We start from the raw sequence: 18,076 nt of genomic DNA, 5'->3' as shown, positions 1-18,076 counted from the left end.
CGGGCCGCGCGGGCGTCTTCCCAGTCCTGTCTGGAGGGAGCACCGCACCCATGTCCCTGGACCGTTCTTCCCGGCCCATGACGAAACTCCTGTCGCTGGTGCTGCTGCTGTCGGCACCGTGGCTTGGGGGCTGCCTCTTCGCGGGCCCCCGTCACCAGGGCCCGGTGACGGAGCACTTCGACGGTGAGCACTTCCAGAACCTGGAGCCCATCAAGCGCCTGAGTCCGGACGAGGTCTTCAAGGCGCTGCGCAAGGGGCCTCGCGGCCCGTGGCGGGACTACGAGGAGTTCGCTCCAGGCAAGCCGCCTCCGGAGCGCGTGGGGCCGGGACAGCTCCGGGTGACGTTCATCAACCACGCCACCGTGCTCGTCCAGGCGGACGGGCTCAACATGCTGACGGACCCCATCTATTCGGACCGTCCGAGCCCGGTGCCCTTCATCGGTCCCAAGCGCGTGCGGCCTCCGGGCATCCGTTTCGAGGACCTGCCGCCCATCGACGTGGTGGTGGTGAGTCACAACCACTACGACCACATGGACTTGCCGACGCTGCGGCGCCTGGAGGAGGCGCACCATCCTCGCTTCATCGTGGGTCTGGGCAACAAGGCGCTGCTGGACGGCGAGGGCTTCCGGCACGTGGTGGAGCTGGACTGGTGGAAGTCCACGGAGGTGGCGCCGGGCCGCACGGTGACGGCGGTGCCGGCGCAGCACCGCTCCAACCGCGGGCTCACCGACAGCGCGGCGACGCTCTGGGCGGGCTACGTCCTCGCCACGTCTGGCGGGCCGGTGTTCTTCGCCGGCGACACGGGCTTCGGTCCCCACTTCGCGATGATGGCCGAGCGCTTCGGTCCCATGCGGCTGTCGGTGCTGCCCATTGGTGCCTACCGGCCCACCGCCTTCCGTCCGGTCCACATGGGGCCGGTGGAAGCCCTCCAAGCGCACAAGGTGCTGCGCTCGGCCACATCGGTGGCCATGCACTACGGCACCTTCGCGCTCGCGCTGGATGGGCAGGACGAGGCGAAGTACCACCTGCTGTGGCTGCTGGCGCGCGAGCCCGTCCGGCCGTGCTTCTGGGCCCTGGGCTTCGGCGAGGGCCGCGACGTGCCCGCGCTGGACTGAGTCAGCGGTTGAAGGGGGCCTCCTGAATCCAGTTGAAGCCCCGGTTGAGCAAGAGGAACTTGGACTCATCCACCCGCGTGAGGCGGACCTCGATGGCGGCCTCCTGGAGCGTGCCCTGGAGGACGAGTTGGTTCGCGTCCGAGCGTGTGTAGGCGAGCACGAACTTCTTCGCGGTGTCGTCCTGGCCTTCGATGAGGGTGAGCGTCTTCTTCGGTGCGTCCTCTTCCAGGCCGAAGGACTTCACGGTGTCGTCTATGCGCTTGATGTTCATCCGGCCGAAGCGGCTGACGCTCACCGCCTTCCACCGTCGGGCGTCTCCGGACGTGGCATCCAGGCGCTGCCCGTCCTGGGTGAAGGAGTCGACCGTGTAGTAGCCGTAGAACGGGGGACGCGGCGCGGAGTCCCCGTACTTGCGGAGGAACTCCAGCCGCGAGCTCCCAAACCCGTAGGCGATGCCGCCCACCACCAGGACCTTCATCACGAGCCCGGCGCCACTCAGCCAGCGCGAAGGTGGGAACGGCGGCTGGAGCGGGCGAGGCTGTGTGGCGCGGTTGAGCACCAGCACGTCGAGCAGCCGCCGGGCATCGGGCAGCACCAGGAACAGCGACATCAGCAGCAGGTGGGACGAATAGAGTTTGACGGGGACGTCGTAGAAGAAGTTGAGCGCCACCACGTTGACCATGACGCCCGCGACGACGAGCGCGCCCAGCGTCGTCGTGCGCCGGAAGAGCAGCAGGCAGCCGCCCAGGAACTCCGCGCCGCCCGTGAAGACATTGTAGCCCGTCGAGTAGCCCATGAAGTTCCACAGCAGCCCCATGGGGGAGAAGTCTCCCAGCGGCTGCGCCAGCCGCTCCGGGCTGGGGAAGGGGAACTGGGACTTGAAGAGCTTGGCCAGCCCGTAGGACAGCATGCTCATCGCGAGCACGTACCGGACGTTCGCGTGCAGCACGTCGTGGGCCTTCACGTACTCGGTGCGGCGCCGGTCGACGACGGACCAGACGCCCGTCACCGCCACGGCAGCGACGAAGTTCATCAGCACCTGCACGTAGTTGAACGTGGTGTCGCCGCTGCCGTTGGGCATCACGGTGATGTCCGTGGACAGCCGCAGCACGTGCTTGCCGACCCAGGGCACCGCGGCCTTCCAGAGCCCGTCCTGGAACGCGTGGATGAACTCGCCCAGGACAGGGATGAGGTCCAGGGGGAACGGGAAGAAATAGATGGCCAGGTAGGCGAAGGCGAAGCGGAAGGCCAACCGCCGCGCGAGGCTCCAGGCTTCGGGCGCGGCAGGTGTCACGCACGCTTCGGACGCGGCGGGCTGGGGACCGGGGACCGGGGACAGTGGGGCCGTGGCGCTCATGGTGGGCTGGCCCGACAGTCTATCCGGAGTGTCCCGGGTGCTTTCCAGTCGCCCCCGTCACCGCGGAGGCGCTCCCCTGACGGGCCTTGTCTCCGCGCCAGGGGGCGGTCATGCCTGCTCAGAGCTTCATGCGCTTGAACACGGTCTCCGGAATCGTCCGGATGATGAGCATGATGAGCGCCCAGATGCCGGGCACGTAGACTTCGTTCTTCCGCGAGTCCGCGGCGCTCAAGAGTCCGCGCGCCACCTTCTCCGGCGAGGCGAACAGCTTGTTCTTCGGCAGGTGCGCCGTCATCGGCGTGTCGACGAAGCCCGGCTTCACCGTCACCACCGCGACGTTGGATTTCGCCAGCCGGTTGCGCAGGCCCTGGAGGAAGACGTTGAGCGCGCCCTTCGATGCGCCGTACACGTAGTTGCTCTGCCGGCCGCGGTCACCCGCCACCGACGAAATCACCACCAGCGTGCCGGCCTGCTGCGCCTCGAAGCGGTTGGCCAGCACGGTGAGCAGCGACACCGCGCTCAGGAAGTTGGTGCGCAGCACCGCCTCCGTCGCCGCCCACGAGCGCTGCGCCTCCGCCTGGTCACCCAGCACACCGTGCGCCAGCACCACGCCGTCCAGCCCGTCCAGCGCCGTGTACGCGGCCTCCACCAGCGCCTCGTGGGTGTCGAAGTCGTTCAGGTCCACCACCTGCGAGGCGACCTTGGCCGCGCCGCGCGTGGCGGCGTCCTTCGTCACCGCGTCGAGGTTCGCCGCGTTGCGGCCAGTGAGGTACAGCGAGGCGCCGCGCGCGGCCAGGAGCCGCACCGTCGCCTGGGCAATGGCGCTGGTGGCGCCGAGGACGAGCACTTTCTTCATGGGGAGCGAATCTCGGAAAGGAGGTCAGCGGATGGCAAGCAGGGACCGAGGCGGCGGGGAGGCCGTCTCGCCTCGCTCCGCGGCCAAGGAAAAGGGCAGGGACACCGGGTTGACCCGCCGCCAGAACGACGAGGAGAACGACGGGTCCACGTACTGCATGAAGCGCTCCCGCTGCGGAAAGTACGCCGCGAAGTTCTCCGGGCTCATCCGCGCGTCCTTCGCCGGGTACACCGCGCCGCCCGCCTGCCGCGTCAGCCGGTCCAGGTCCTCCACCAGCTTCCACGTCTTCTCGCCGCGGTTGGCGAAGTCCATGGCCAGCGTCACGCCCTCGCGCGGGAAGGACAGCCACCCCGGCGAGGGAATGTCACCAAACGTCTTCAGCACGGAGAGGAAGCTGGGCAGTCCGCCGCGCGAGCTGCGCTCCAGGATTTCCTTCAGCGCGTCGCGCGCGGTGGCGTAGGGCACCACGCATTGGAACTGGAGGAAGCCGCGCCGGCCATAGATGCGGTTCCACGCGTAGATGGCGTCCAGCGGGTAGAAGAACGGGTCGTAGTGCGTCAGCCGCTGCTTCGGCTTGCCGTTCTGCCGGTGGTAGTAGAGCCAGTTGAAGGCGGACACCGACAGGCGGTTGAGGCAGAAGGCCGGCATGTCCATGGGCACCGCCAGCCCCACGCCGTGCGACAGGTGGCTTCTGGCCAGCGGCAGCCCGTCGAACTGCGGCGGCGCGAAGTTGCCCCGGTACAGGAGCCCCCGGCCCAGCTTCTTGCCCCGGGCCAGACAGTCCACCCACGCCATGGTGAACTCGTAGTCCTTCTCCGACGCGCGGGCCACGTCGAGGAACCCATCCAGGTTCCCGAACGGCACCGTCTCCTGGAGCACGTACGGGTTGCTGATGGGCGTGAGCTGCACCTCGGCCCACGTGACGAGCCCGGTGAGGCCCAGGCCGCCAATCGTCGCGCCGTACCAGTCCGGATGCTCATCCGGCGCGCACACCCGGCGGCTGCCGTCCGAGCGCAGCAGCTCGAAGCGGCGCACGTAGCGGCCGAAGGAGCCACCCCGGTGGTGGTTCTTCCCGTGCACGTCGTTGGCGATGGCGCCGCCCACCGTCACGAACTTGGTGCCCGGTGTCACCGGCAGGAACCAGCCGCGCGGAGCAGCCAGGCGCAGAATCGTGTCCAGCGACACGCCCGCTTCGCAGCGGACCACGCCGGTGGCCGGGTCGAAGGCGATGAAGCGGTCGAGCCCCGAGGTGAGCAGCAGCGTGCCCCCCGCGTTGAGGCACGAGTCGCCGTAGCTGCGCCCCAGCCCGTGGGGCAGCACGCTGCCGTCCTTCCGGGGCAGCGCATCCGTGTGCCACACCAGGGCGTGCGTCTGTTGTTCGACTTGGGGGTAACGCCCCCAGGACTCCCGTGACTTCATCGCGCCAGACCTCTCACGTGGCGGCCCATAGCACCAACGCACACACGAGGCCTACTGCGTAGCTCACCCGGTCCCTCAGGGCGAAGACGAGCGGATCCTCGTTCACCAGCCCGCGGTGGGCCAGCAGCCACACCCGGCCCACCCAGTACAGCATCACCGGGCAGATGAGCCACAGCCGCTCCGGGTGAGCGTACAGCGCCGTCACTTCATCGGAGGTGATGTAGAGCGCCAGCACCAGCACGGACACCTGCCCCGAGGCCGCGCCCAGGCTGGCGAGCTGCTCGTAGTCCTGGGCCAGGTAGCCACGGCCGTGCGCGGACGTCTCGTTGGACAGTCGCAGCCGGCGTACCTCGCTCAGTCGCTTCACCAGCGCGAGCGAGAGGAAGAGGAACATGCTGAACATCATCAGCCAACTGGACGTGGGCACGTTGACCGCCAGCGCGCCGCCGAAGATGCGCACCGTGTACAGCCCGGCCAGCACCAGCACGTCCAACATCACCACCTGCTTCAGCCGCAGCGAATAGGCCAGCGTCAGCACGTAGTAGGCGCCCAGCAAGGCGGCGAAGGCGGGCGGCAGCAGCAGGCACACCGCGGCGCCGGCCAGCAGCAGCACGGGGGCCAGCATGACGCCGGTGCTCACGGGGAGCGTGCACGCCGCGAAGGGGCGCTTCTTCTTCGTCGGGTGGCGCCGGTCGGAGTCCAGGTCCAGCAGGTCATTCAGCACGTACACGCTGGAGGCGCACAGGCTGAAGGCCGCGAAGCCCAGCAGCGCCTGGAGCAGCTTGTCCGGCTCGGTGGCCTTGTGGGCGGCCAGCAGCGGCACGAAGACGAGCGCGTTCTTCGCCCACTGGTGCACGCGCAGCGCCTTCACCCAGGTGCGGAGGCGGGTGGCTGGGCGCTCGAAGACGCGGTGGACGGCGCGGCCCAGGCCCTGTGCTTGTTTCAGCACCCCGGCTGGCGCGTGGACCACGATGATGTGGCGGCATTCACGCCATAAGGGCAGGTCCACCGCGTCGTTGCCCGCGTAGTCGAAGGTGCCCAGCAACTCCTTCAGCTTCGCCAGCTTGCGTGCGCCGGACAGGTTCACTGTCGCTTCGCTGGCGACGACGTCGGAGAAGAGGCCCAGGTGCGCCGCCACGGCTTCGGCGATGCGCCGGTCCGCCGCGGTGGCCAGCACCAGCCGGCGGCCTCGGGTTTTCTCCTCGTTCAGGTACGCCAGGAGCTCTTCGTGGTAGGGCAGGCTGGCGGCGTCCAGGGCCGCGCGCCGGGCCACCTCTGCCTTGAAGAAGGCCTTGCCCTTGAGCACCCAGAAGGGGGCCAGCAGCAGCAGCCAGGGGGCACGCTTGAAGAGGACCAACAGGTTCTCATGCAGCGTATCCGTGCGCACCAGCGTTCCGTCGAGGTCGACGGCGAGCGGTACGTCCGGAGAGTCCTCGGGAATGGGTGTTTGGGGAAGCATGGGCAACGATGTGACGGAGGCCATCGGAGGGCGGGCAGGGTAGCGCAGACGCCCTTCGCGTGGAAAAGCCACATCTGGGGAAGCCTGCTAGAACTGCGGTCGGGTAGACGCTCAGTCCAGTCGGGCCACCAGGAGCGTCTGCAAGGGCAGGTGCCGGATGGGGCGGCTGGTCTCGATGCGGAAGCCCGCGTCGTCCAGGAAGCCTTCCACCTCGGCGGGCGTATAGGCGGCCGCGCCGGAGGTGAGGAAGTAGTGCAAGCCAATCAACGGCGCCGCACTGGTGGGCGTGTCGGCATTCTCACGCAGATACTCCAGCACCGCCAGCGTCCCCCGGGGCGCCAGCGAGGCGCGCACCCGTCGCAGCAGGGCCACGTTCTGTGCGGGGGACAGGTGGTGCATCACCTGGAAGAGCATCACCCCGTCGTACGGGCCGCCCAGCTCCGCGGTGAGGATGTCGCCTTCGCGGTGGGTGACGAGGTGGCTCAGCCCCGCCGAGGCGATGATTTCCCGGCCCACGCGGGCGCTGCCTTCCAAATCCAACACCGTGGCCTTCAGGCCCCGGTTGCGCAGGCACAGCTCGGCGGCGAACCAGCCGTGCGCGCCGCCCAGGTCCAACACCTGCTTCGCACCCCGGGGCAGGGGGATGGCCGCAACGACTTCCGGAGCCGCCAGCCGTGCCATCTGGTGCATGGCGTGGATGTAGTCGCGCCAGCGCGCGTCGTCGGGCGCGAAGCCGTGGATGTCCACCGCCTGGCCGGTGCGCACCACGCCCTCCAGCCCGTTCCACCAGTCCCACTGCGCGTAGTTGAACTCCAGGAAGGCGCCCACGTAGCGGGGCGAGCGCGGGTCCAACCATCGCCTGGCGCGAGGGGCCAGCCGGTAGCGGCCACCGCGCTGACGCTCCACGGCCTCGCACGCGATGAGGGCCTCCAGCAGCGTGCGAGTGCCCTCCTGGGACAGCTTCAGCCGCGCCGCCAGCGTCTCCGCCGACACGGGCCCGTCCGTCAGGGCTTCATAGACGCCCAGCCGCACGCCGGCCATCAGCGTCCGCGACGCCATCATCCCGAAGAAGGCATGGGCCACCGGCTGTGGGGCCAGGTTGAACCAGTCCGCCACGCGCTCCAGCAGGTTGTCCGCTTTGAGCCCCAGCCTCATGCGTGTGCTCCTAACGCCTGCGCCTGTAGCCGCCCACAGCGGCCAGGCCCACGACGAGGAGCGCGGCCTGGCCACCCAGCACGCAGCCTTGCTGGTCTGCCTTGCGCACGCCAGTGTAGCGGCAGAGCCCGTCATCGCAGGAGAAGCGGGGGGAGCAATCCCGGCTGCTACGGCAGGACGTATTCACCCTGCCTGTACCGTCTTCCCCCTCGGGGTTGTCCCGGTCCGCGCCGCCCTCTCCCACGGAGGCGTCGGGGAGGCCCGCGTCGAGCCCCCCGTCGGACTGGGCCATGGCCCCGAGGGGCAGCAGGAGGGGAAGGCAGGCCAGCAGGTGACGCAGGTGGGAGCGGAAGGGGAACATCGAGGGCGTCACCCTAACCGCATGGAGGGTCGGATGCATCTTCCGCGGTGGCTGGAGCACCCGGGGGCAGATTGTCTGACCCTTCCCTTCGCATCTGGTACGGTACGCCCCGCGATGGCACCCCGAATCCTCGTCGTCGATGACAATCAGGAGCTGTTGTCCCTCCTCACGCAGCTCTTCGAGGAGGCGGGCTACGAGGTCATTGGTGCGAGCCGCGGCAAGCAGGCGGTGGAGCTGGCCAAGGCCCAGCCCCCGGCGGCGGCCGTGCTCGACATCCTGCTGCCCGACATGATGGGGTACCACCTCGCGGACGCGCTGCGTAAGGACAACCCCCAGCTCCCGCTCCTCTTCATCACCGGCGTCTTCAAGGGTGGCAAGCACGCCGTCGAGTCGCGCACCAAGTACCAGGCCGCCGGCTACTTCGAGAAACCCTTCGAGGCTCAGAAGCTGCTCGAGGCGATGACGAAGGTGCTGCCTCCGGAGAAGCCCGCCGCGGCGGCCGCGTCGCTCCAGGACGCCTTCGAGGTGGAGCTGGACATCGACGTGGAGGAGGAAGGCCCGCAGGACGCCATGGAGCTGACCGGCCGCATCAAGGTGACGGGCGGCGGCAACATCACGGCGGAGATTCGCGGCGCCAACCTCACGGCCAGCCCCATGCAGAAGGTGCCGGCCACGCAGGTGCGCCCGCCCACGCCGGGCCGTCCGCCGGACCCGCCGCCCGCGGGCGCGCCGGGCAGCCGCCGTGGTGAAATCCGCGACAACCTGCCTTCGCTCCTCACCGCCTTCTATCTCTCCCGCGAGACAGGCGAGCTGGGCGTGCAGAAGGGCAAGGTGAAGAAGGTCGTCTACTTCGAGAAGGGCACGCCGGTGTTCGCCCTCTCCAACCTGCTCGCGGACCGCTTCGGTCAGTTCCTCGTTCGCGTGGGGAAGATCAAGCCGGAGCAGCTCCAGGACGCGTCGGCGGTGGCCGCGCAGTCCAACCGCCGCACCGGTGACGTGCTGGTGGAGCGCGGGCTGCTCAAGGACACCGAGCGCCTCTACTACGTGGGCCAGCAGGTGAAGGCCGTCATCTACTCGCTCTTCGCGTGGGATGAAGGCACGTACGTGCTGAGCTTCCGGGAGAAGGCGAGCGCGGAGTCCATCAAGCTGGACGTGCACCCGGCCAACCTCATCGTCCGGGGCATCAAGAAGCTCTACAAGCCGGAGCGCCTGCGGCGCCTGCTCCAGCCGGAGGACCGCCTCATCCCCGCCGTGGCTCCGGCCTACCAGCTCAACGAAGTGGAGCTGGAGCGGTGGGAGGCGGAGCTGCTGCCGAAAATCGACGGCAACCGCACCGTGGCGGAGCTGCTGGCCTTCGCCAACCGCCCCGAGCACGTCGTCTACGGCTTCCTGGTGGCGATGATGTCGCTGGGCATCCTGGACAAGCGCGGGTAGCCGCCGCGCCGTCCGTCCCCGCCGTCCTGGGCGGGGACTCCGCGCCGGGGCTCAGCCGCCGACCAGCCGCGAGCCAATCCAGAACAGGCCCAGCGCGCCGGAGCCCACGGCCACCACGCGCTGCACCCAGCGGGTGATTTGCGCGTTCAGCCGGGCGATGCCCTCCGCGAAAATCAGCCCCACCACGCCCATGCCGATGAGAATGCCCAGCGCGAAGCCGGGCAGGTACATCCACGCGGCCGCGCTCATGCTGCCACCCACCAGCAGCGGAGGCAGCGCCAGCAGCAGCGAGCGCACGCCGCTGACGGCCATCAGCGCGCCAGCGGTGGTGCTCACCGTGTGCACGTGCTGATGCGGCTCCTGGGTGTGGCCAGGCAGGTGCGGGTGTCCGTGGTCCAGGCTGCTGGGGAACAGCAGGGCGGCCACCGCGAGGGCCACCAGCACGGCGCCGCCGAAAATCTCGGCCCAGCGCTCGAAGGTTTCTGAGAGGCCCACGCCCGCCAGGATGCAGAGCGCGGCGATGCCGCCCAGCATGACGGCGTGTCCCAGCGCGAAGCGCACGGCGGTGGCGATGGCGGCGCGGCGCCGGCCTCCCCCAGGGTTCCGAGGGTGGCCATGGCGGCGCAGTGGTCCGGGCCCACGGCGTGGAGCATGCCTTGGGACAGGCCAAGCAGGAAGGCGAGGAGAATGGGCTGCACGACGCGGCACCCTAGCCGTGCTTCAATCGGGAGGCCAGCAGGAGAGGAGAACCGACCCTTCATGAGGATGATCACCCGACGGCTGTCCGCCGTCATGCCGCTCGCGCTCTGTCTGCTTCTGTCGCCTGGCTGCGACAAGGGACCCGATCAGCTCCGGGACGCAGAGAAGTCCTACCGCGACCTGATTGACCGCCGCGTGTCCCCCCTGGACCCGGCATGGGACCCCGTCATCAACGCCTTCGAGGCGATTCCCAAGGACTCCAAGGTCCGCCCGGAAGCGGAGCAGCGGATCGCCGCCATCCGTCGCCTGCGGGGAAAGCTGCCGCCGCGCCCCTGGCCACGCCGGGCGCCACGGGCCCTGGGACGTCGGACGTGGATACCAAGCGCGCCGCGTGTGAGGCCCTGGCGATTCGGCTGGGCCAGACGCCGGAGGGCGCGGACCGGGAGCCCTTGCACCAGGCCCTGACGGACTGCCGGACGGAGCTGGTCCGGCTGGAGGCCCACAGCCATCCGCCCGGGGAGCATGGTCATGACCATGGCGGTGAGCCGGGGCACCCCGCGCACTAGCGGGACGCTGTCGCTGGGCGTTGAGTGGCGCGGGCTTTGTGGTTAATGAGCCCGCATGCCCATGCCCCAAGCAGGTGACCAGGCCCCCGCCTTCCAACTCGCCGACCAGGATGGAAACCCGGTATCGCTCGCGCAGTTCGCGGGCCGGAGTGTCGTCCTCTACTTCTACCCGAAGGACGACACCCCCGGATGCACCGTGGAGGCGTGTGGCTTCCGTAACGAGCACTCGGCGCTGGAGGCCGCGGGCGCGGTGGTGCTGGGCGTGTCCGCGGACAGCACCGCGAGCCACCGGAAGTTCGCGACCAAGTTCAACCTGCCCTTCCCGCTGCTGGCCGACGTGGACCACACGGTGTCCGAGGCCTACGGCGTCTGGGGGGAGAAGTCGCTCTATGGCCGCAAGTTCCTGGGCATCACCCGGGCCACGTTCCTCATCGGCCCGGACGGCGTGCTGAAGCAGGTGTGGCCCAAGGTGAAGGTGAACGGCCACGTCGCCGAGGTGCTGGCCGCGCTGAAGGGCGAAGCTCCGGCGGCGGACAGTGCCGTGAAGAAGCCCGCCGCGAAGAAGGCGCCCGCGGGGAAGAAGGTGGCCGCCGCGAAGAAGGCTCCGGCGGGCAAGACTGTCTCAGGGAAGTCCGCCGCGACCAGGAAGGCGACGGCGAAGAAGGCAGCTCCGGCCGCCAAGGCACCCCGTGCGGCGAAGAAGGCCGCGACCGCGAAGAAAGCCCCTGTGGCGAAGAAGCCTGCGGCTGCGAAGAAGGCCCCGGCCGCGAAGAAGTCCGCGGCGGTGAAGAAGGCCGCGCCCGCGAAGAAGTCCGCGGCTGCGAAGAAGGCCTCCAGGAAGTAGCGCTCCGGGCCTGGGCGGCCTTGGGAGGACGTCGGCCCAGACGTCTTCCAGCAAGCAATCCGCCATGGGGACCTGAGGCTCCGGGCGAGGAAGCGGCCCGCGACCTCGACGTGGGCTTCCTCGACGAAGAAGAAGCCCTCCGCGGGGCGGGCGCCGGGAGCGCCGAAGATGGCTGCTCCCGGCCGCCGCTGGGGCTATATGTGGGGTTCGGGCGGTCCGTCGTCATGCGGACATGGAGTCACCCCGTGGTGTCCATGCCCGGCGTGCCCCATCTTCGGGAAGTACGAGCAACCAGATTGAAGGGACTCGGAGGAGTCGACATGCGCGAGCGGAATATTCGGCGGTGGGGTTCGGCGGCGGCATTGGTGGCGGGCGCGGTTCTGGCCGTAGGCTGCCGGGGGCTTCCGGAGACCGGTGGCAGTCAGCCGGATGAGCCACGGGGCAGCCTCGTCGCCCAGCGCGGTGACCAGCCCGATGCGATGAAGAACATCGAGGGTGGCAACACCAACAAGCCGCTGCCGCCTTGGACGCTGCCGGCGAACCGGGGCTACAACGGCACCATCGACCAGATTGGCTCCAGCATCGACCCGCGCACGCCGAAGAACGACGGCACCCAGGGTCGCTCCATCGTGGACGACGCCGGGAAGATGATGAACGACCGGTACCACGCGGAGGGCGGCGCCGCGTACTCGCCCGCGGCCCATGGCTTGGGTGGTGAGGACGGCGCCACGCTGGGCGGCAAGCGCGGCGGCCACTACAGCGGCTACAGCCCGCTGGGCTGGCAGGACCGCAGCGGCCCCTACCGCCGCTGAAGTCACACCGGGGCGGTCTCGTGCCGCCCCTTCCAACTGCTCCCGGTGCAGGGCGCCGGGAGCGCGTGGCACCCCGGCCCCGCGCCTTCAGCGAGAGGCCAGCATCACCTCGGTCGGGTCGCGGCCGGTGAAGGTGCTGACGAGCCCCTCGGCCAGCGCGTGATGCTCCGGGCTCCCCAGCAGGGCGAGCCGGTCCTCCGCCGGGTGCGCGAAGCGGGCACTGAGCGCGTCCAGTCGCCGGTGCGCCTGCGCGATTCGCTCCCGTGACACGCGACCGGACTCCACTGCCTTCACCAGGGCTTCGATGGCGCGGCGCTGCACGTCCGCGTTGTGGCACACCAGGAACAGGTCCACGCCCGCGAGCGTGCCCTGCACCGTGGCCTCCTCCACGGAGTAGTGGCCGGCAATGGCCTTCATCTCCAGGTCGTCGCTGACGAGCACCCCGTCAAAGCCCAGCTCCTCGCGCAGCACACCCTGGAGCACGCGCTGACTCATGGTGGCGGGCACCCCCGGGTCCAGCGCGTCGAAGAGGACGTGCGCTGTCATCAGGGACGCAAGCCCCGCCTGGGCGAAGGCGCGGAAAGGCACCAACTCCACGCTGCGCAGCCGCTCCAAGTCGTGCGGCAGCCGCGGCAACGTCAGGTGGCTGTCGGTGGTGGTGTCGCCGTGGCCGGGGAAGTGCTTGCCACACGAAGCCACGCCGCCCGCCTCCAGTCCCCGCGCGAGCGCGATGCCCAGCCGCGCCACTTCCTCCGCCTCGCGGCTGAAGCTGCGGTCGCCAATGACGGGGTTGGCCGGGTTGGTGTCCACGTCCAGCACCGGCGCGAAGTCCCAGTCGAAGCCCAGCGCGCGCAGCTCATACGCCAGCAGCCGGCCCACGCGCTCCACCTGGACCGCGTCGCCGCGCTGCCCCAGCTCCCGCATGGGCGGCAGCGCGGTGAAGGGCGCGCCGCGAAGCTCGGCCACGCGGCCGCCCTCCTGGTCCACCGACAGGATGAAGGGCCGGCCTGCGCGTGTTTTCAACGCGTGGCACAACGCGGCCGTGTCCGCGGCGCTGCCCACGTTGCGCTTGAAGAGGATGGCGCCGTAGATGCCGTCATCCATCAGCGCGGCCAGCTCGCTGTCGATGTGAGTGCCGGGAAAGCCCACCATGAAGAGGCGGGCACAGTCGCGGTAGAGGCTGGAGGAGGTCGTCACGGCGCGCAGTCTGGCAGAAGCCAGGGGCTGGGCGCTCGGGGGGAACGCGGTTCTCCTGGAAGCGTCGGCTGCCTGTCAGGCCTCAGGCCGGTGAGGCGCGCTACTGGAGGATGGCGCTCTGGGCGAAGCGCTTCACCATCACCAGCAGCTCGTCCAGGGAAAAGGGCTTGGGGAGGAAGGCCGCGCAACGCAGGTGCTTCCAGTAGTCCGGCGGGCTGGCGCTCATCATGACCACGGGGATGTCACGCAGCAGGGGATTGCGCTCCATGGCCTCCAGCAGGGCCGGGCCGTTCATCACCGGCATCATGTAATCGAGCAGCACCAGGCAGGGGTGCTCCTCGGCCATCCGCTCCAAGGCCTCCTTCCCATTGAGCGCGATGGCGGTCCGGTAGCCTTCGTCGCTCAGGAGGTCGCGCATGGCCTCGACGATGCCGAATTCGTCATCGACGATGAGGATGGGGCCCATGCTCAAGGCTCCTGGCGCCCGCCGCCGGGATGCCGGGGCTCGGACCACGTGGTCGACCGTGGCACGCCGGTCATCATCGCCTCGACATCCGTGAAGGCACCCATCACCTCCATCCCCTTCGTGCTGATGCACAGCTCGCGCAGGGACGTGTCGTGCGGGCTGTTGCGCAGCTTCAGCACCGTGACGAAGCGGCGCAGCCGGGAGTCCAGCTCGGCCTGGCGGAGGAAGAGGATGTTCTCCGCCACCATGGAGATGCCCTTCATCGGGAAGGTCACCTCCGGGCCAAACACGGAGACCGATTCGACGGAGTAGAGCAGCGTCACGCCGCGCATGCGGCACTCGTTGACCAGCGCGGCCAGGAAGCGGGACACCCGGGCCTGCCGGATGGCCGCCCTGCGGAGCGCGTCGTAGCCGTCCAGGAAGAGCCGGCGCACGCCGTGCGTCCGGATGATGTCCAGCAACTGCACGCCGAGCTTGTCCAGCAGGTTCTCCGTGGGCGGCCGGAAGCTGACCTCGAAGTCGCCCCGGTCGATGAGGGGCTTGAGGTCGAGCCCGATGCCCGCCGCCTGCACCACCATGCGCTCCGGGGAGTCGTAGAAGGCGAAGTAGTGGACGCGCTCGCCCCGCCGGGCGCCTTCCGCGAGGAAGTTCAGTCCCAGCAGCGTCTTGCCGCTGCCCGACGGCCCCAGGAGGATGGTCGTCGAGCCCTGGGCCACGCCCCCGGTCAGCATCGCGTCCATCCCGGGGATGCCAAACGCGCACCTCGCGTCCTGCGGCGGCCCCGGCGGAGGCCCGGACTCCGCGAGCGTCTCCAGGCGGGGATAGATGATGATGCCGTCCTGGGTGATGTCGAAGCTGTGCTTGCCCAGCAGATAGGGGCTGCCCCGGAATTTGCGCACGAACAGCTCGCGCACGGCACGCGCGCCGAACATGCGCTGCCGGAGCAGCATCAACCCATCCACCATGGTGTGCTCGGCGCGCAGGCCTTGTCCGCGGCCGGTGGTGAGAATCAACGTCGTGCAGCCCATGAGGCCCGTCACCACCTGGAGGCCGTGGATGAACTTCTTGATGGCCTGCTGTGACGGCGCCACCTCCTCCGCGGCCACCAGCCCATCCAGTACGAGCAACGTGGCCTGGTGGTTCTTCGTCTCCTTGCGGATGAGCTCCGCCAGCGCGTCCAGCCCCCCCTGCTCCAGCACCGTGAAGGCGCTCAGATAGGTGATGGCGTTGGGCAGCAGCGTGGGGTCGAAGTAGGACAGCGAGGAGAGGTTGCCGACCAGCTCCGTGTGCGACTCCGCCAGCAGCGTCAGGTAGAGCACGCGCCCGCCGTGGCGCTTCGCGTGGTGGAAGCACACCTGGTTGGCGAAGATGGTCTTCCCCGAGCCCGGAAGGCCCATCAGCATGTAGGTGCGGGCCTTGCGGAAGCCTCCGTGCAGCACGGTGTCGAGGCCTGGAATGCCCGTGGAAATCCGCTCAGCCACGCGTGGAGTGCCTTCGGTCATTTCGCGTTCCCTTTCCTGGGCCCGGCCCGGGTGTGGCCCCGCTGGAATGATGGGAGCAGTGCGCTCGCCTTCTCAGGGGAACACTTCTTGCCACAGCGCCTCTTCCGAGATGCCGCTGAATCGCGCGGGCCCCAGCGGCATTCAACAGAGGTGGACCGTCTCAGAAACTCCGCTGCACGGTCCGCGCGGCGCCACCCGTGGGGCCAGCGCCGCTCGCGATGCGATACCAGCTCACGCCATCCGTTGAATAACGGAACCCGAATGCATAGGCGCTCCACGGCGTATACGCGAGCGGTTCCGCGGCGAGGTTCCAGCGGTACCGGTAGTTGTTGCCCACCCGGCCCTGATAGGCCAGCCACCGGTGCTGCGTGGCCGCGCCGTCCACGCTGAACTCCACCTGCGCCTGGATGAGCTCCGGACGCGCGGTGGCGGCGTCCGTCACGCCGGGCACATACACGTCCGCGTCCACGAACTTGCAGGCGCGCTCCATGACGTAGCTGTCGATGACGATGGGGTCCGCCAGCCCGTCGCGGTGCTCGCAGTCTCGCGCGAAGCTGCCGCCCCAGTCACCGGCCCACACCACGGCGGAGGGCGACTGCGCCTCCACGGGGAAGACGTAGTTCTGGCCGTAGTTGCTGTCGTACTTCGGCGCGCAGGTGCGGCCGGAGGTGAAGAACCATGTCTCCACGCTCGTGGCGTCCGAGGGCACCGTCACCTCGAAGGGCTTGTTCACGAACGAAGTGCTGCCCGTGGCCTGCTTCACGCTGCCGCTGAAGAGCTGGCCGCTGGGGAGGAAGCGGACATAGGCCAGCGTGTCCCACGCCTGCTGGCCGGCGTAGGTGCTGTGGTGGCAGTCCGTCATCCGGTACAGGTCGTAGTCGACGACGAGCGTGCCGCCGCGGACGATGGCGCCGTGCTGCGAGTGCGTCCAGCCGTTGAGGAAGCGCACCGTGGCGGTGGGCGTGGTGAGCGGCGCCTGCTGTGACTCCGTGGTGCTGGCAGACGTCTCCTCCTGCTGCTGAGGCGCTTCGCCACAGGCCGCCATCAGCGGCAACGCGAGGGCCAGATGCTTCCAGACAGACGTCTTCATGCGGGGTTCTCCAGGAAATTTGGATACCGCCACTTAGCAGGACTTCCTGGCGCATTCGCTGCCGGCCGCTCGCCCTGTCAGGGAGCGTGCGGTTTCGCTCCTTCAGGCCGCCACCGGCGGTGGCGAGCACAAGGGTGGACAGCATGGCCAGTCCGCTGCGGCGGGAGGGCATGGAGGCTCCAGGCGGGGTTGGTGATTTCAGGTAAAGCTTGATTTTCCACGGGAGGTGCGCCGGGCAAGCCGGTGCGGGCGGCCGGGAGAGGTCGGCGGCTTCACTTGTCCTGCCTTCGCTGGGTGTGACATGGGGCCTGCAGAACCCGAGGCTCCTTCCGTGCCTCCGCTCATCGAGGCCCCGAATGGACTTTTCCGCGCTCGCGCTATCTCCCCCCCTGCTCCAGGTCCTGGAGGAGCTCGACTTCAAGACGGCCACGCCTATCCAGGCGCAGAGCATCCCGGTGCTGCTCCAGGGCAGGGACCTGGTCGGCCAGGCGCAGACGGGCAGCGGCAAGACGGCGGCCTTCGCGCTGCCGCTGCTCCAGAAGGTCCAGTTGCAGCACCGCAAGGTGCAGGCGCTGGTGCTGTGTCCGACGCGTGAGCTGTGCGCGCAGGTGGCGGGCGAGATTCGCAGGTTGGGGCGGCGGCTGCCCGGGCTCCAGGTGCTGGTGCTCGCGGGAGGCCAGCCCATCCGCCCGCAGCTGGAAGCACTGGAGAAGGGCGCGCACCGGCGGTGGGAACGCCGGGCCGGGTGCTGGATGTGCTGGACCGCGAGGCGCTGGAGACGCGGCAGCTGTCCACGGTGGTGCTGGACGAGGCGGACCGGATGCTCGACATGGGCTTCCGCGAGGACATGGAGCGCATCCTCGGGGCCATGCCGCCGCGGCGGCAGACGGTGCTCTTCTCCGCCACCTTCCCGCCGGACATCGAGGCACTCAGCCGCGCCTTCCAGCGTCAGCCCGTCCGCGTCACGGTGGAGACCACCACCGCGGGGCCCGACATCCAGCAGGTGCGCTACGACTGCGAGCCGGAGGAGAAGCAGGCCCTGTTGCTGCGCATCCTCCGGCACTACCAGCCGGCGTCCGCCATCGTCTTCTGCAACCTCAAGGCGACGGTGGTGGAGTTGAAGAAGTCGCTCTCCGCGTCGGGCGTCAGCGTGGACGGGCTCCAGGGGGATTTGGAGCAGTTCGAGCGCGACCGGGTGATGGCGAAGTTCCGCAACCAGAGCACGCGGGTGCTCATCGCCACGGACGTGGCGGGACGCGGCATCGACGTGGAGGCGCTGGATGCCGTCATCAACTTCGACCTGCCCATGCAGGCCGAGCCCTACGTGCACCGCATCGGACGCACCGGACGGGCGGGGCGCGCGGGCCTGGCCGTCTCCATCGTCACGCCTCGGGATGGCCGCAAGGTGGACGACATCCAACTGGCCACCGGCGTGAAGCTGGAGCGCGGGGACGTGGAGTCACTGCCCTCGGCGGATCCTCGCAACGCGGTGTCCTTGGAGTCGACGTGGGACACGCTCTACATCTCCGCCGGACGCAAGGACAAGATGCGGCCCGGGGACATCCTGGGCGCGCTCACGGGCGAGGCGGGCGGGCTCGACGCGACCGACGTGGGCAAGATTGAAATCCAGGACCACGTGGCCTACGTCGCCGTCGCCCGGCGCGTGTCGCGGGTGGCCTTCCAGCGGCTGAGCGAGGGCCGCATCAAGGGCCGCCGTTACAAAATCGAGCGCGTGAAGTAGCCC

The 18,076-nt window shown here is 69.3% G+C and carries 15 protein-coding genes and 2 pseudogenes; 6 read left to right on the top strand and 11 right to left on the bottom strand.

Features of this window, described 5'->3' with window-relative positions; genetic code table 11:
• Positions 1 to 77 precede the first annotated feature (77 nt).
• Positions 78 to 1,115: an MBL fold metallo-hydrolase gene (locus tag QEG98_RS36480; protein WP_316564601.1), complete on the top strand. Its 1,038-nt coding sequence runs from the start codon at positions 78 to 80 to the stop codon at positions 1,113 to 1,115.
• A gap of 1 nt (position 1,116) precedes the next feature.
• On the opposite strand, the gene QEG98_RS36475 is transcribed toward QEG98_RS36480, so the two are convergent.
• The 6 genes from QEG98_RS36475 to QEG98_RS36450 all read right to left on the bottom strand — a co-directional run bounded on the left by QEG98_RS36475 (position 1,117) and on the right by QEG98_RS36450 (position 7,653).
• Positions 1,117 to 2,472 (bottom strand): DoxX family membrane protein, encoded by a 1,356-nt coding sequence (locus QEG98_RS36475; RefSeq protein WP_316564600.1) that lies wholly within the window; start codon positions 2,470 to 2,472, stop codon positions 1,117 to 1,119.
• 118 nt (positions 2,473 to 2,590) lie between these two features.
• Positions 2,591 to 3,328, bottom strand: coding sequence for an SDR family oxidoreductase (locus QEG98_RS36470; protein ID WP_316564599.1), 738 nt, complete (start codon positions 3,326 to 3,328; stop codon positions 2,591 to 2,593).
• A gap of 24 nt (positions 3,329 to 3,352) precedes the next feature.
• Positions 3,353 to 4,747 (bottom strand): FAD-binding oxidoreductase, encoded by a 1,395-nt coding sequence (locus QEG98_RS36465; protein ID WP_316564598.1) that lies wholly within the window; start codon positions 4,745 to 4,747, stop codon positions 3,353 to 3,355.
• Positions 4,748 to 4,760: 13 nt separating this feature from the next.
• Complete coding sequence (locus tag QEG98_RS36460) at positions 4,761 to 6,206, bottom strand: UbiA family prenyltransferase (RefSeq protein WP_316564597.1); 1,446 nt, start codon at positions 6,204 to 6,206, stop codon at positions 4,761 to 4,763.
• 111 nt (positions 6,207 to 6,317) lie between these two features.
• A complete protein-coding gene (locus tag QEG98_RS36455; protein WP_316564596.1) occupies positions 6,318 to 7,361 on the bottom strand; it encodes a class I SAM-dependent methyltransferase in 1,044 nt (347 codons plus the stop codon).
• 10 nt (positions 7,362 to 7,371) lie between these two features.
• Positions 7,372 to 7,653: an MXAN_6627.5 family MYXO-CTERM protein gene (locus QEG98_RS36450; protein WP_316564595.1), complete on the bottom strand. Its 282-nt coding sequence runs from the start codon at positions 7,651 to 7,653 to the stop codon at positions 7,372 to 7,374.
• Between the two features lie 183 nt (positions 7,654 to 7,836).
• Here QEG98_RS36450 and QEG98_RS36445 point away from each other — a divergent pair, with 183 nt between their 5' ends.
• Entirely contained in the window at positions 7,837 to 9,156 is a 1,320-nt protein-coding gene (locus tag QEG98_RS36445; protein ID WP_316564594.1) for a response regulator, read from the top strand.
• A gap of 51 nt (positions 9,157 to 9,207) precedes the next feature.
• Here the strand turns inward: QEG98_RS36445 and QEG98_RS36440 are convergent.
• Positions 9,208 to 9,854 (bottom strand): annotated as a pseudogene (locus QEG98_RS36440) (hypothetical protein).
• Positions 9,855 to 10,226: 372 nt separating this feature from the next.
• Here QEG98_RS36440 and QEG98_RS36435 point away from each other — a divergent pair.
• The 3 genes from QEG98_RS36435 to QEG98_RS36425 all read left to right on the top strand — a co-directional run bounded on the left by QEG98_RS36435 (position 10,227) and on the right by QEG98_RS36425 (position 12,077).
• Positions 10,227 to 10,421, top strand: coding sequence for a hypothetical protein (locus QEG98_RS36435; RefSeq protein ID WP_316564593.1), 195 nt, complete (start codon positions 10,227 to 10,229; stop codon positions 10,419 to 10,421).
• A gap of 61 nt (positions 10,422 to 10,482) precedes the next feature.
• Positions 10,483 to 11,265: a thioredoxin-dependent thiol peroxidase gene (gene bcp / locus QEG98_RS36430; protein WP_316564592.1), complete on the top strand. Its 783-nt coding sequence runs from the start codon at positions 10,483 to 10,485 to the stop codon at positions 11,263 to 11,265.
• 320 nt (positions 11,266 to 11,585) lie between these two features.
• Positions 11,586 to 12,077 (top strand): hypothetical protein, encoded by a 492-nt coding sequence (locus tag QEG98_RS36425; RefSeq protein ID WP_090488164.1) that lies wholly within the window; start codon positions 11,586 to 11,588, stop codon positions 12,075 to 12,077.
• Between the two features lie 87 nt (positions 12,078 to 12,164).
• Here the strand turns inward: QEG98_RS36425 and nagZ are convergent, their stop codons facing one another.
• From nagZ to QEG98_RS36405, 4 genes are all read right to left on the bottom strand, one after another.
• Positions 12,165 to 13,274 (bottom strand): beta-N-acetylhexosaminidase, encoded by a 1,110-nt coding sequence (gene nagZ / locus QEG98_RS36420; protein ID WP_316564591.1) that lies wholly within the window; start codon positions 13,272 to 13,274, stop codon positions 12,165 to 12,167.
• A 100-nt stretch (positions 13,275 to 13,374) separates the two neighbouring features.
• A complete protein-coding gene (locus tag QEG98_RS36415; protein WP_316564590.1) occupies positions 13,375 to 13,740 on the bottom strand; it encodes a two-component system response regulator in 366 nt (121 codons plus the stop codon).
• 2 nt (positions 13,741 to 13,742) lie between these two features.
• The gene (locus QEG98_RS36410; RefSeq protein ID WP_316564589.1) at positions 13,743 to 15,242 is read right to left on the bottom strand and encodes an ATPase domain-containing protein; all 1,500 of its coding nucleotides are present in this window, start codon (positions 15,240 to 15,242) and stop codon (positions 13,743 to 13,745) included.
• A 160-nt stretch (positions 15,243 to 15,402) separates the two neighbouring features.
• Positions 15,403 to 16,332 (bottom strand): DUF6209 family protein, encoded by a 930-nt coding sequence (locus QEG98_RS36405; RefSeq protein ID WP_316564588.1) that lies wholly within the window; start codon positions 16,330 to 16,332, stop codon positions 15,403 to 15,405.
• A gap of 356 nt (positions 16,333 to 16,688) precedes the next feature.
• Between QEG98_RS36405 and dbpA the strand changes: the two are divergent.
• A pseudogene (dbpA, locus tag QEG98_RS36400) lies at positions 16,689 to 18,073 on the top strand (ATP-dependent RNA helicase DbpA).
• The last annotated feature ends 3 nt before the right edge of the window (positions 18,074 to 18,076 follow it).

The sequence above is a fragment of the Myxococcus sp. MxC21-1 genome, from assembly GCF_032612255.1.
GTDB classification, from domain to species: domain Bacteria; phylum Myxococcota; class Myxococcia; order Myxococcales; family Myxococcaceae; genus Myxococcus; species Myxococcus virescens.
Note: the sequence above shows the minus strand (reverse complement) of the source record. Positions and strands in the feature narration are given on the sequence as shown.

Excerpts from the sequence above, each read along its gene's own strand:
- QEG98_RS36465 (WP_316564598.1), bottom strand. The coding sequence starts at position 4,747 with ATGAAGTCACGGGAGTCCTGGGGGCGTTACCCCCAAGTCGAACAACAG.
- QEG98_RS36475 (WP_316564600.1), bottom strand. The coding sequence starts at position 2,472 with ATGAGCGCCACGGCCCCACTGTCCCCGGTCCCCGGTCCCCAGCCCGCC.
- QEG98_RS36450 (WP_316564595.1), bottom strand. The coding sequence starts at position 7,653 with ATGGCCCAGTCCGACGGGGGGCTCGACGCGGGCCTCCCCGACGCCTCC.
- QEG98_RS36470 (WP_316564599.1), bottom strand. The coding sequence starts at position 3,328 with ATGAAGAAAGTGCTCGTCCTCGGCGCCACCAGCGCCATTGCCCAGGCG.
- QEG98_RS36415 (WP_316564590.1), bottom strand. The coding sequence starts at position 13,740 with ATGGGCCCCATCCTCATCGTCGATGACGAATTCGGCATCGTCGAGGCC.
- bcp (WP_316564592.1), top strand. The coding sequence starts at position 10,483 with ATGCCCCAAGCAGGTGACCAGGCCCCCGCCTTCCAACTCGCCGACCAG.
- QEG98_RS36410 (WP_316564589.1), bottom strand. The coding sequence starts at position 15,242 with ATGACCGAAGGCACTCCACGCGTGGCTGAGCGGATTTCCACGGGCATT.
- QEG98_RS36405 (WP_316564588.1), bottom strand. The coding sequence starts at position 16,332 with ATGAAGACGTCTGTCTGGAAGCATCTGGCCCTCGCGTTGCCGCTGATG.
- QEG98_RS36425 (WP_090488164.1), top strand. The coding sequence starts at position 11,586 with ATGCGCGAGCGGAATATTCGGCGGTGGGGTTCGGCGGCGGCATTGGTG.
- QEG98_RS36460 (WP_316564597.1), bottom strand. The coding sequence starts at position 6,206 with ATGCTTCCCCAAACACCCATTCCCGAGGACTCTCCGGACGTACCGCTC.
- QEG98_RS36445 (WP_316564594.1), top strand. The coding sequence starts at position 7,837 with ATGGCACCCCGAATCCTCGTCGTCGATGACAATCAGGAGCTGTTGTCC.
- QEG98_RS36480 (WP_316564601.1), top strand. The coding sequence starts at position 78 with ATGACGAAACTCCTGTCGCTGGTGCTGCTGCTGTCGGCACCGTGGCTT.
- QEG98_RS36455 (WP_316564596.1), bottom strand. The coding sequence starts at position 7,361 with ATGAGGCTGGGGCTCAAAGCGGACAACCTGCTGGAGCGCGTGGCGGAC.